At 63.3% G+C, this 12,426-nt stretch carries 11 protein-coding genes; 7 read left to right on the forward strand and 4 right to left on the reverse strand.

Annotation, left to right across the window (positions count from 1 at the left end):
• Positions 1 to 148: 148 nt before the first annotated feature.
• Positions 149 to 355 (reverse strand): cold-shock protein, encoded by a 207-nt coding sequence (locus NA5_RS00255; RefSeq protein WP_011206895.1) that lies wholly within the window; start codon positions 353 to 355, stop codon positions 149 to 151.
• A gap of 499 nt (positions 356 to 854) precedes the next feature.
• Here NA5_RS00255 and NA5_RS00260 point away from each other — a divergent pair, with 499 nt between their 5' ends.
• Positions 855 to 3,173, forward strand: coding sequence for a DEAD/DEAH box helicase (locus NA5_RS00260; protein ID WP_062980573.1), 2,319 nt, complete (start codon positions 855 to 857; stop codon positions 3,171 to 3,173).
• A 322-nt stretch (positions 3,174 to 3,495) separates the two neighbouring features.
• Here NA5_RS00260 and NA5_RS00265 read toward each other — a convergent pair whose 3' ends face one another.
• Positions 3,496 to 3,852: an Rv3654c family TadE-like protein gene (locus NA5_RS00265; protein WP_062981218.1), complete on the reverse strand. Its 357-nt coding sequence runs from the start codon at positions 3,850 to 3,852 to the stop codon at positions 3,496 to 3,498.
• 177 nt (positions 3,853 to 4,029) lie between these two features.
• Here NA5_RS00265 and NA5_RS40040 point away from each other — a divergent pair, with 177 nt between their 5' ends.
• On the forward strand, positions 4,030 to 4,221 hold the full coding sequence (locus tag NA5_RS40040; protein ID WP_157110153.1) for a hypothetical protein: 192 nt from the start codon (positions 4,030 to 4,032) through the stop codon (positions 4,219 to 4,221).
• 779 nt (positions 4,222 to 5,000) lie between these two features.
• Here NA5_RS40040 and NA5_RS00270 read toward each other — a convergent pair.
• Positions 5,001 to 5,315 carry a TadE family type IV pilus minor pilin gene (locus NA5_RS00270; RefSeq protein WP_062980576.1) on the reverse strand — a complete coding sequence of 105 codons (315 nt, stop codon included), beginning with the start codon at positions 5,313 to 5,315 and terminating at the stop codon, positions 5,001 to 5,003.
• Between the two features lie 62 nt (positions 5,316 to 5,377).
• Positions 5,378 to 5,536 (reverse strand): DUF4244 domain-containing protein, encoded by a 159-nt coding sequence (locus tag NA5_RS00275; protein ID WP_157110154.1) that lies wholly within the window; start codon positions 5,534 to 5,536, stop codon positions 5,378 to 5,380.
• On the opposite strand from NA5_RS00275, the gene NA5_RS00280 reads away from it, so the two are divergent.
• The 5 genes from NA5_RS00280 to NA5_RS00300 all read left to right on the forward strand — a co-directional run bounded on the left by NA5_RS00280 (position 5,515) and on the right by NA5_RS00300 (position 12,425).
• Positions 5,515 to 7,047 carry a tyrosine-type recombinase/integrase gene (locus NA5_RS00280; protein ID WP_157110155.1) on the forward strand — a complete coding sequence of 511 codons (1,533 nt, stop codon included), beginning with the start codon at positions 5,515 to 5,517 and terminating at the stop codon, positions 7,045 to 7,047. The genes NA5_RS00275 and NA5_RS00280 overlap by 22 nt on opposite strands.
• Positions 7,047 to 8,759 (forward strand): hypothetical protein, encoded by a 1,713-nt coding sequence (locus NA5_RS00285; RefSeq protein ID WP_063813104.1) that lies wholly within the window; start codon positions 7,047 to 7,049, stop codon positions 8,757 to 8,759. The genes NA5_RS00280 and NA5_RS00285 overlap by 1 nt, the downstream gene beginning before the upstream one ends.
• Entirely contained in the window at positions 8,756 to 10,930 is a 2,175-nt protein-coding gene (locus tag NA5_RS00290) for a site-specific integrase (RefSeq protein ID WP_062980585.1), read from the forward strand. The genes NA5_RS00285 and NA5_RS00290 overlap by 4 nt, the downstream gene beginning before the upstream one ends.
• Positions 10,931 to 10,933: 3 nt before the next feature.
• A complete protein-coding gene (locus NA5_RS38950; RefSeq protein ID WP_084483768.1) occupies positions 10,934 to 11,392 on the forward strand; it encodes a hypothetical protein in 459 nt (152 codons plus the stop codon).
• Positions 11,393 to 11,489: 97 nt separating this feature from the next.
• Entirely contained in the window at positions 11,490 to 12,425 is a 936-nt protein-coding gene (locus NA5_RS00300) for a hypothetical protein (RefSeq protein ID WP_157110156.1), read from the forward strand.
• Position 12,426 lies beyond the last annotated feature (1 nt).

Raw genomic sequence — 12,426 nt, forward strand, 5'->3', positions numbered from 1 at the left:
GCGTACCTGCGTCGCTGGTGATCAGTATGCAGTGCCTGTCGCGATACCGCCGCACCGCAGGTCCGCGTCGGTTTTTGTCTTACCCCAGATATAGCTCGTCCCTCACCACCGTTACCGGTGGTGAGGGACGAGCGGATTGTTGCGTCGCTCAGCTGAGCGCGCGAACTCCGGTGGCCTGCGGGCCCTTGGTGCCCTGGCCAACCTCGAACTCGACCTTCTGGTTCTCCTCGAGGGTGCGGAAGCCCGACCCTTGGATCTCGGAGTAGTGGACGAAGACGTCGGCGGAGCCGTCCTCGGGCGCGATGAAGCCGAACCCCTTCTCCGCGTTGAACCACTTCACAGTTCCCTGTGCCATTCTGTTCCTTCTCTTTTCTTACCGGAACGGCGGACAAGTAGGTTCATCCACCGGGTCCGTTCCGACCGCTGTACTGTTGGTTCCCCCTGCAGGAAAGCACCAAGCACACCGTTCGCAACATCGATCCTGCTGACGGTTTGGACTTTGGATCCGTCCCTCGAACACAGAAGCTTGCGACCAGGAACTAGTGAACCATGTCTTCGAGCAATTCAACAGTCGAGTTACCGACAATTTGCAAAAAAGTTGATCTTGCGAATGCGCAGGTGAGGGACACAATGCCGGAATCCAGACTTGTGGTTCGTTTGCTTAGGGATAACCGAGCCAGTATCTGGCAAACAGGCTGTGACCCAGGTCGCTATTTGGTATCGAAAAGGCAGGTAGGGCTTCACAAGCGCACACGTTTCACACTTTCTGTGCGTGTCGCGGAGTCCGAGTCGTGAATCCGACCGGACCGGTAAGTCGGCCACGCCCCAGCAACGGCCGAAGTTATGGGCGATCGTTGCTGAATCGTGTCCTGGACGGCGGCCCCGACGATGACTCCCGCCTGACCCATGTCGTCGAGCTCGCCGCGCGCCCCGCGACCACCACTACCTGGCCCGATTGGGCCTCGTCCGATGTCGTCGAGGCGCTGCGAGCCGTGGGAGTCGAGGCGCCGTGGAGTCATCAGACCAACACCGCCGACCTGGCCGTGAGCGGCCGACACGTGGTGGTCAGCACCGGTACAGCATCCGGGAAATCGCTCGGCTACCAACTGCCCGTGCTCACCGCATTGCGCGAAGATCCACTCGCCACTGCCCTTTATCTGGCGCCGACCAAGGCATTGGGCGCCGACCAACTGCGGGCAATAGCGGAATTGACCCACGAGGGGCCGTTGCGGGATGTCCACCCGGCCACTTACGACGGCGACACACCGGCCGAGGTCAGGCAATGGGTGCGCGCGAATGCCCGGTTCATCCTCACCAACCCCGACATGTTGCACGTCGGCATGCTGCGCTCCCATCAGCGCTGGGCCAGAGTGCTGCGCAGGCTGCGCTATGTAGTTGTCGACGAATGCCATGCCTACCGGGGCGTATTCGGTTCGCATGTGGCGCTGGTACTGCGCAGACTGCGGCGCATTGCGGCCCATTACGGCGCGGACCCCGTATTCATCCTGTGCTCGGCGACCACGGCCGAGCCCGCGGCCGCGGCATCCCGGCTGATCGGAGCGCCCTGTGTCGCGGTCACCGAGGACGGATCGCCGCAGGGCGCGCGCACCATCGCGCTATGGGAGCCGCCGCTGTTGACCACTCTGACCGGCGAGAACGGTGCGCCCGTTCGGCGATCCGCGACCTCGGAGGCGGCCAGGATCATGGCCGATCTGGTGGTCGAGGGGGCGCGCACGCTCGCATTCGTCAGGTCGCGGCGGGCCGCCGAGCTGACGGCGATCGAGACTCGCAGGCTGCTCGCGGATGTGGATCCGGCCCTGAGCGAGCGGGTCGCCGCATATCGGGCGGGTTATCTCGCGGAGGATCGACGCGAATTGGAGGCGGCGCTGTCGGACGGGTCGCTGCTGGGTGCCGCCACTACGAACGCGCTGGAACTCGGGGTCGATATCGCGGGGTTGGATGCGGTCGTGATCTCGGGCTTTCCGGGCACGGTCGCCTCGTTCTGGCAGCAGGCCGGGCGCGCGGGACGGCGCACACAGGGATCGCTGGTGCTGCTGGTGGCCAGGGACGATCCGCTGGACACCTACCTGGTCCACCACCCGGAGGCGCTGCTGGACAAGCCGATCGAGGCCACCATCACCGATCCACGTAATCCCTATGTATTGGGCCCGCAATTGCTGTGCGCGGCGCTGGAACTGCCGCTCACCGACGATGAGGTCGATGCGCTCGGCGCGCGCGAGGTACTAACCGATCTCGCAGGTCAAGGGTTGATTCGTCGCCGGAACGGCGCGGTGCGCGACGGCAGCGCACGCTGGTTCGCGACGGCCGAGGCGCAGCCGCACGACGCCGTCGACGTGCGCGGGGGCATCGGCACACCCATTGCCATCGTCGATAGCGAGACCGGCAGATTACTCGGCACCGCCGATGCCGGGCGCGCGCGGGCGACACTGCACGAAGGTGCCGTTCACCTGCATCAAGGCGATATCTACCTGGTCGACGAGCTGGACCTCGATGGCGGAGTGGCTTTCGTGCGCAATACCGATCCCGGCTGGAGCACCAGCGCCAGACAGGTCACCTCGATCGCCATCGACGCGGTCACCGAACAGCGCCGACACGGCCGGGTGACGACCGCATTGGCGCAGGTCAGCGTCACCAGCCAGGTGATCGGTTATCTGCGCACGCTACGCACCGGTGAGGTGTTGGATCTGGTCGAGCTGGATATGCCGGAGCAGACGCTGCCCACCCGCGCCGTGCTGTACACGGTGACGCCCGACCTGCTGGTCGCCGCAGGCCTGGATACGCCGCGGGTGCCGGGCGCGCTGCATGCCGCCGAACATGCGGCGATCGGCCTATTGCCGCTGGTCGCGACGTGCGACCGGTGGGATATCGGCGGCGTTTCCACCGCCGAGCATCCCGATACCGGACTGCCGACGGTGTTCGTCTACGACGGCCAGGCGGGTGGTGCGGGCTTCGCCGAACGCGGGTTCGCGCAGCTACGTCGCTGGTTGTCGGCGACGCTCGCGGTGATCGAGACGTGTACCTGCGCGGTCGGGTGCCCGTCCTGCGTGCAGTCACCGAAGTGCGGCAATGGCAATCATCCGCTGGACAAGGCGGGTGCGGCGCGCCTGCTGGCCGCGGTTCTGGGCGAGTTGGCCGCCGATCCGGGCGACTGAATGGCGTGGTGAACGCCGCCGCAGTCGGTTCGTGACAGCGCCGAACTCCGAATGTGATCGCTTGTCCACCTTGTGGCCGGTCACCAGGGGTTATCGGCGTGCCACACCCCGCGGCGCCGGTTGTGTTGGATCGCCGAATAAAGAGGATTGGATTCATGTTAACTGAGGCATTGCCACGGGCATTAGCACCCGACGTGCAGATTCATTTAGATTGCCCTTCTATGTTTACTAAGTAAATTGAGCAATGCGCATTTATTCGACCATCGCAATTACCGAATTCCGGCATCGCGAGGTACCACTGGCGAGTGCATGTACGTACCGGTCACACTCCATCTTCTACGGGTCCGGCACGAGCAACCGCGCGAACAGTCCGCTTTCCTAACAGACCCATTGGTACATTCGCTTCAACAGTGACGGTCGCATCCCACTGCACGACTTCACAGTTCTGAATGCGCACTCCCATCTTTCGCGCGATCTCACCCGCTTCCGCACATCCGACATCGGCCCCACGCATCAGTTCTCCTGCTGCCGCCAGGGCCGCCAGATCCGCCGCCGCCTGCGCCCGATGCCGCGCCACAACCACCACCCCCACATGAGCGATCAATAGCGTCGCGCCGATCAGCGCCGTCAGCGCCAAACAGGCGAACACCGTCGCAACACCCTCGTCCCGCCGCCACACCGCGCCGACCGCGTCGGTCCCGGGGGAATGCTCCGCTACATCGAGGCCATACCAGCCGGTTCGGGCGCCCGCCGACGTCCACCGGACCGTGGCGCCGTCCCCTGCTGCGCCACCCAACTCGGGGACACGGCGGCCATCGGCAACTCGGCTGCCGCTGGATGGGAATGCTCGGCACCCGTGGTCGGCTCGGTTATCCGCCCGGACTCGCCGCGCGAAACCTCGCCGCCACCTGCTGCTGGAGAGAATCGCGCTGCGACCACCCTCGATTCGACCGCCCGCCCTGACCCGCCGCCCAAGGACGCCGTGCCAACAGGCACCAACTTCCGCAAGGGCACCGCGGGCATCGGCAACTCGGACGCCTATTGCTGAAAATGCTCGGCAGCCGAAGCCGACGCGACTGCCCCAGGTTCTTCGCACGGCGACACCCCGCTCTGGCGTGCCGCCTCCAGGAAACGGACCGCGCCCTGATCCGGGGTGTCCGCCAGAGGAGCCGAAGGGTCGGCACCTGCAGCCGACGCAACCGTGCCAGATCCGTCGCCCAGCGACACCCCGCGCACGCGTGCCACCTCGAGGAAACGCACCGCGCCCATATCCGGCGTGCCCGCGACGGGAGCCGAAGGTTCGGCACCTGTGTTCGACTCGGCCATCCTCGGCCTGCCGTACCGAGAAGGCCGTTTTTCCTCCTGATCTGAAGGCGCTGCGCCGATGGCCGAGTCGGCTGGCTCTGATGGCGCAGTGGTGAGGCACTGTCCGTGTGGCGACGATGCCATGCCCCCGCGGAAACACAATGCGCCCGTTGCCGATTCGACCACCGGAGCCGAACACTCGGCACACGCGGTCGACTCGGCTGTTCCGGGTCCGCAACACTGCGACGCGATGCCCTTGCGTGCCGTCTGACGTAAACGCTCTGGAACAACGGTCGAGTTGGATGGCCGCAGCGGTGCGGCGAGGACGTGCGGTTCGCCCGTCGGAGATGTCGGTTCGACTGTGGTCGCCTCGTTGGCGGCGTGGGCTGTTCGACGGGGCTGCTTCTATTGCTTGGTCACTCGGCCTCCTTACTGCCGCGCTTTGCTGGCACGGCACGTCGCTGTACTTATTCGGTGTTGTACCCGGCGGCACGTCGCGGGCCGTTCGGCGGCCGCTGCGGATCACGGCTCGGCTCCCGGCTCGCGGGTGGCGATGGCCTCGGCGTGCAGGACCAGTAGGGGTAGCAGGGGTGATCGGGCGGAGACCGCCGCGACTACCCGGTCGCCCTCACTGCGCAGTGCGATGTCGGCGGTCGGCGGAGCTACCCGCCGCGCCGCCGACACCGCATTCGCTTGATCACCGCGAGCAGCCAGCCGGGCCGCTTCGCGCGCGGCGTCGACACAGCGCACCTGCGTCGACGCCGCGAGCAAGGCGCCGACGCACAGCACCACCGCAACCACGATGGCAGCGAGCGCGATCGCCGCCTCAACCGTCACCGCACCCCGATCGCCACCGAGATGCGTTGTACCGCAGTAGTTTAATCGAAAACTACTAGCCGCTACACCGCGGTATTCAACGCCTTGTCGATGATCTTCGTCAGCGCGTTCACAATGCTGTCCCCGGTCACCACCCCGTACAGCACCGCCCCGAACGCCGCGGCCGCGATAGTCCCGATCGCATACTCCGCCGTAGTCGTTGCTTTACACGCATGTCCCATTAGGCCAATCGCCTTGGGGGAAACCACTTTTGAGTGTTTGGCGGCCGGGGTTGTCCCCCGCGTACGCTGCGGGCGTGCTGTTGATTAACTTCTCAGCGACCGGGTGGGAGAAGTGGGATGTATCTCGCCGGCCGCTGATCCGCGAGCGGATGCCTGTCGTGATAGACGACGATTTGGTTTTCGACGATGGGCCGGGCCAGCCGCGGCCGACGGTCACCGTGAATCGCTGGCTGCGCGAGCTTCCGATGAACGGCGCACCAGCGGAGAACACCTGGCGTAACTATGCGGTGTGCCTGCGTGACTGGATGACATTCCTGAACGACCGCGGTGTGCACCTGCTCGACGACCGCGCGCAACTGCGCTCCGCGTTGAGTATGTACGCCGAATATCGGCTTGCAGGTGAGCTCAAGCACCGGTGGGATCGGTCGACGTGGAGCCTGAACATGGGGATCTTGTCGTGCTTCTACGGGTGGGCCCGTGACGAATCGTTCGTGGCGGCGGTGCCGTTCAGCTACCGAATGACAGTTCGGACGGCCGACGGAGTTCGGACGGAGGTACGGCGAAACATGGCGAAATTGCGTAGCCCGCATCCGCACACGACGATCAAGTACCTCGAGCGCGACTTCGCTCAGCTGCTGGTTCGGGCTCTGGCAGGGCTAGGCATGAACGGAGAGGTAGACGCTGGCTATCGGCGACCCGGTGAAGGTGCCCGCAACTCCGCGATGGTGGACCTAGTGTTATCGAGTGGCCTGCGCCGACAGGAGTTCACGCACCTGACGATCCATGAGATTCCCCCGCTGCCGTCGCGGCCAACGACGCTGCCGGTGCCGTTCCCACTTGCGCACGCAACCACCAAGGGCCAAAAGCCTCGCGAAACATGGGTCCACTACGGACCGCTGGCTGCGATCCACCAGTACATCGAACTGGATCGGGCCGCATCCGCCGATGGCTTCATCTGGCGCCCTCCGGCCAAGCTCGGCGTACCCCTGCTAGTAGAGGAGCCGGACTGGGAAGGAGCACGCATCAACGGGCAGCGCCGTTCCTGGCGGACGCTACGGCCGACCGAGCGTCTGCGTCTGGTCACCCCCGATGGGCAGTCGCCGATCTTGGGCCTGCAGTCCACCGGCGAACCGTTCGTTGATTGGGCCACCGTTCTGCGCAGGACGTCCAAGCGAATCAGGGAGCGCTACGAGTCCCGATTCCCAATCGTATCTCCACACTGGCTGCGACATTCGATGGCTATGCACACCCTTGAGGACTTGGTGAAGGGCTACTACGCCCAGGCTGCGAAGGTAGTTGCCGATGCAGGTGACGACGCGGCGATGGCTCTTTACCTGCGTAAGAGCGACCCGATGATGGTATTGCGTGACCTGCTCGGCCACCAAAGCGTCACCACGACCCAGATTTACGTCGCGCGCCACGACACTAGCCGGATCTTCCTGGACGCCTACAAGGAGTTGTTCAGTCGCGGCGGCGACAACCGCACCGATGACGAAGACGAGGGCAGCTGATGCCAGCGACTGTCCTCAATGATCCGCTGGCGGTTCGGTTCGTCTTTCCCGACGGCAGCACATTGACCGCATCCTTTGCAGGACTGCCCAATCCTGTTCTCGCACATGACCTGGCAGTGGGTCTCGCAGCTAATGCTCACCCGCACGGTGGCATCGGTGCCCGCAAGACGGCAGTGACGTATGCGAGCTGCCTGCGGCAAATGGTGATCAAGCTATCGAGTGCTGGATTCACCGGAGGAGCAAACGACTTGACCCGTGCCATGCTCATGCGGCTGTGGTTGGCGGGCACTCGGGAACGCGAGAGGAACCTGCGTTTCATGCTCAAGGGATTTGATGCGGAGGTGGGCACACTCAATCCCGGAGTGAGGGACTACCTCGCTGGATCTCACATACAGCCGCGCCCTCGCAGTCGGCCGTACCAAGCCTATACCGACGGCGAGTGGGCGCGACTGGAGATCGCACTCAAGACATATCTGGCGGAACAACGGGCGCTGCATAAGGAGGCGCAAGCGGCCGCCGCCGACGGGATCGACCCTCGCCTCAGACCGGCCCGCTTCGAGGATGTGTGCTGGTTACTCGTCAGTCAGGGGCCAATGCGTTTCTACACCGACTACATCAAACTTCTCTGCGCGCACAGGGGCGGTCTGAACCGAGAGCGACCCATGTTCAGCCGGGCAGTCGCCGCGCTGTTTCCACGGCGCGACGTTCAGGTCGCCTACGCCACACTGTTCGGGATGTACTCGGGCATCGTCCCGGATGGCATCGACGATCTGACCGTGGGCGATATTGATTGGGCTGGCGATACATCGGTACTGCTGAGCTACGTCAAAGGCCGTACATCACAGGAAAGTTCAGCTCTTCCGAGACAGGCTGTTCAGCTGCTGCAGAAGTGGCTTGAGCACAGTGAGCTGATGCGATCCTTCGCACCCAAGGAGTTGCGTGATCAACTGTGGTTCTCCTACAACGACCGGGGCTTTCTCGGTCTGCCGCCTAATAGGAGGACCCAGCACAGACTCGTAGTGAACCTGGGTGCGGTCGATGACTCGGGGGAACCCTTGGTAATTCACCGCTCCCGGATCCGCGTCACCTACATCGAGCGGCTCGCGCGTCGCGGCTGGACTGGACGCGTCACAATCGATCCAAACCATGCTGCTCGAACCGAGGGTGACCACTACGCCACTCCTACGAGTCCCGTGGAGCTAGATGCCGTCCAGTCGATCATCGAGGACGGCCAGGTCGACCTATTGCGCAAGGCTCTACCAGCCGTCGTACTGTCCAGCGACCAGACTGCAGAACTGGTCAAGAGTTTGCCGGATGAGGTTCGTCGACTCGGGTTGGATGCAACCGCGCTGCAGGAGCTGGTTGGCGGAGAACGTGACGTTTTCACTGCAGCCTGCGCGGACCAGCTCGCAGGTATGCATGGGCCAGCAGGGCAGCCGTGTCCTGCGCGGCCATGGGTGTGCCTGTTGTGCCCACTTGCGGTGTTCCTTCCCAGGCACGCACCGAACCTGCTGCGGCTAAATGGTTACTTTTCACGACAGTTCCGACAGATGCCCGCGGATCACTTCATGCGCGTCTTCGGCCCTTACGCCGAGCGGCTGGCCAACGAGATTCTGCCCAAGTTCTCCGACACCGTGAAGTCACAGGCATCCGTCGAGGTAGCCGACAACGATGGCGGCGTTCCGCTCCGACCGGAGGAGACAACCGCGTGATCAGTGATTCCGACGCCGAACGGAAAGCCTTTTTCCACCAGTCATGTTCGATATTTTCCGGGGCCAAGGTCTGCGAAACCGCGGGGCTGCGATTGGCCGCCGGAGCGCACGACGCCTACTTCGACAGCGATGTCTGGGATCTGTCTCGGCTTGCCGATGCTCACCGGACTATCTACACCCGTGAACTGGTCTGGGATTTCACCCTGATCAGCACGCCCTTCTGGCGAATTGTCGCCAAGGAGATGCTGTTGGCGCTGATGGCTCCGCACCACGAGCAGGTGCTGGTCACAGCGCACGCGTTGCGGACAGTGCACAGTCCGCGGACCTGTTACCGAATGCTGCGCCAACTCACCCGATGGTTCAATTGGCTTGCTGAGCAGGGTATTTCAAGCTTACACGCAGTCACGCAGGATCTCTGTGACCGCTACTTAGAGCTCACATGTTGGAGCGCCCAACAACAGGCCAAGCCCGGGCGCCGACTTGATCCCGGGACAACTGCTGAAGTTGTACGCACCATGAAAACGCTAGCCCTCTACACCGAGGTGCTGTCGGCCGACAGCTACCGTCCGGGGTTCGTCCCTTGGCCAGGCAAGACGGCCGCGCAGGTGGTCGGCCGCACAACGTGGGGCGGTAACCGAATCCCGCCTGTGCCTGATCACGTGCTCGAACCACTGTTGACGACATGCCTTTTCCTGGTAGAGGTCATAGGCCCGAATCTCGCCGACGTCCTTTCCGAGCTCCGGGTACAGAAGGCTGCGGAGCAAGCACTACCGAACCTTACGATCGCTCGCATTCCGGACTTACTGAACCATCTTCGGATGACTGGAACCGCCCTGCCCGCAGCGTCATCGACAAAGATAAAGGCGCGGCTCAGTCGCGGTGAGGACGCAGATCCCTTGGTTAATCTGTCCTGGGAGAGCCTCGCGAGACTGATCGGCTGCGGCACGATCCCGTTTGAGTCTCGAGAGCAGCTCAAGCCAAAGCTGATCGAGATCGCCTCCAAGGTCGGCTTCGAGCGGACCTGGGCGCGTAACGCTGTGCACATCCCCATGTTCGGTAGTGACAAGTTGGTGCCGTGGACAGCACCTTTGGCCGAGCAGGATCTGAAGGCTGCGGCCGGCTACGCCGTCACCGCCAGCCTTGTTTTGGTGGCCGCCCTCAGCGGCATGCGCCGCAGCGAACTACGCGAGTTGTCGGTCGGCTGCTGCAAATCGGAGCTCGTGGCTGCCGGCACCGGAGTCCGCTACAAGCTCACCGGAAGGTTGATCAAGGGACAAAAATTCGGCGGTGTCCCCGACGAGTGGGTGGTGATCGAACAGGTCCACCGCGCCGTTCAGTTGGCCGAGAAGCTGCAAGACATCGCCTCCGGCGAACCGTTGTTCACCGGCGTTGAGATGAGCAAGCGAATTGCGAATCTGCGCCGCTGGCTGAATGACTCGGGCAACCTTGATCGTTGGGGGTTGCCAGCCATCCCGCCGGGACCGGTCAGCCCCCGCATGCTTCGTCGTACATTAGCGCTGTCTATAGCTCAGCGGCCTGGCGGCCTGCTCGCTGCGAAGGTCGCACTGAAACACATTTCGGTGGCAACTACAGAGGGATACGCGGCGCGACCTGGTGGCTCCCAGAAAGTGTTTCTCGCCGAGATCCACGAGGCAGAGCAGGAGCACCACCTCGCACTCACTGTCGAGGCATTCCGCGACACACTCGCTGGCAAGATGCCCTCAGGTCCCGGAGCCCGGGGGTTGATCAGTGCCTTTCACCACGTCGATGCCCAGTTAAAAGACGCCGCCCGCACCGATCCGAAGGTACTCAACGACGATCGCCATCTGGAGAGTCTGCTGCGCAAGTTGGCTGGATCGCTGCACGTTGCACCAGCCAACTTCTGCTGGTTCCTCGATCCATCCAAGGCGCTCTGTCTCAAACTGGCTGGCACGCCTGAAGCGACGAAACCGCTAGCGGGAATGTGTGATTCGGCTCGCTGCCCCCAAGCGACACACCACCTCTCGCACCGACCCGTATGGGCAACGCAGGCCCAGGCGGTCAAGGTGTTTCTCGGCAGCCCGCGCATCGCCAGGGGGGAGAAACAACGACTCGCAGTCGAACACGACCGCACACTACGCGTCATCGCTGCTATCGATGCAGCCAATTCCACAGCGCAAGAAGGGGACTAAAGCATGGCTCGGATCAGTGATGGCGACAAGACTCGCAACGAGCAATCCATCCGCGCCGCTATGGACCGACTCTTGAGCGGAGATCTACCACCAGGCAGGCGCTGTGATCTAAAATCTCTGGCAGCAGAAGCAGGTGTGACCCGCACCGGGTTCTACCCCAAGAAGAACCGTGACGGCTCCTCGCGCCCGGGCCCCTATCAACACCTGGCCGACGAGTTCGAGCGGCGCCTGCATGCCCTTCAGAACGCAAGCGCTGCACCCGATCCACGGGTCCAACAGATCGAACGGCTCAAGAACGAAGTCGGAAACCTCAAAGCCCGTGTTGCCCGCCGAGATGTCGTGGTGGCCGAGCTGCAGCAGTTCAAGTCTCTGGCGATCTCCCGGCTCGCCGCCCAACATGACGAAATCACTCAGCTCCGCGCACAACTCGAACATCCCCACAACGTCTCGCAGTTGCGATAAGCAAGGCCCCAGGCGAACGGCCTGATTGGCGGGTGCTGGTGGGGGAAGCGCGCGTAGGTCGTGGACCTTGTCATGCGCCGGGCGAGCGCTCGCGCCGGTGGCAGATACGGCCCGCGGCGCCAACTACAACCTGTCGTCGCACGTATCGGTGCTGGGTGACGAACGGAGACAAGGAATGTCGGTGGTTGTCGCTATCGTCGGTGCGGTGAGTTGGTATGGCGCGGGACGATTTCTGAGACCCGGTGACAGTCCGCCTGGTGAGTCGGTTATTGAAGGCGATATCTTCGCGATCCTGAACTTTGTGCTCGGCAACGGCGTTCGCCACTACAGAGTGGCGGGACGCTACGAACTACGAGCCGACATGATGTTTCTGGTGGGCGCTCGCGAACACCCGCTCGTCATCGAATACGACGGCGGGTACTGGCATCGCGACCGCGAGGACACCGACCTCAGAAAGATCTGCGAAACTCTGCACCTTCGTGGCTTGCACGACATCATTCGCCTTCGCGTGCACCCACTGCGGCGTCTGCGACCTGCCGATATCAGCATCCCGCGGCGAGCCGATGCCATGACGTGCTCCCGCCTGGTGCTACTTCACATCGCGCATCGCCCCGAACCCTACGAGCTCGACGACGACACCCTGGACAGAATCCACAAGTTCCTCGCGTTCAGCGCCACCGAGCTCCCCGACGACAACATCCATTGTGACTTCTGTCTGGAACTGAACTTCGTTCTGCAAGAACATCGTTCAACGACCAGTCGGAGGATGCATCGCCTACACAACCCAGGCGGCATCTCCTTCAGGAAGTTGGCGGCCGAGCTCGCACAACGCAGCGAACAGTACGAGGGTGTGTGGCATCCGGATAATCGCGAATGGGAGCAAGCAGAAGCTGCTGCCCATCAACGGCACGGTTTCAGAGGCTGGTTGCAGCAGCAGCGAGCGGTCGCGCAACACGTGGCGCAGTCCAGCGAGGTGGGCTCCACTATCCCTCTGCTTACGAAATATGAAACCGGTTGGATCGAAGCCAGCTAAA

The sequence above is a fragment of the Nocardia anaemiae NBRC 100462 genome (assembly GCF_001612725.1).
In the GTDB taxonomy this organism is placed as follows: domain Bacteria; phylum Actinomycetota; class Actinomycetes; order Mycobacteriales; family Mycobacteriaceae; genus Nocardia; species Nocardia anaemiae.

Excerpts from the sequence above, each read along its gene's own strand:
- NA5_RS00255 (WP_011206895.1), bottom strand. The coding sequence starts at position 355 with ATGGCACAGGGAACTGTGAAGTGGTTCAACGCGGAGAAGGGGTTCGGC.
- NA5_RS00275 (WP_157110154.1), bottom strand. The coding sequence starts at position 5,536 with ATGGGACATGCGTGTAAAGCAACGACTACGGCGGAGTATGCGATCGGG.
- NA5_RS00285 (WP_063813104.1), top strand. The coding sequence starts at position 7,047 with ATGCCAGCGACTGTCCTCAATGATCCGCTGGCGGTTCGGTTCGTCTTT.
- NA5_RS38950 (WP_084483768.1), top strand. The coding sequence starts at position 10,934 with ATGGCTCGGATCAGTGATGGCGACAAGACTCGCAACGAGCAATCCATC.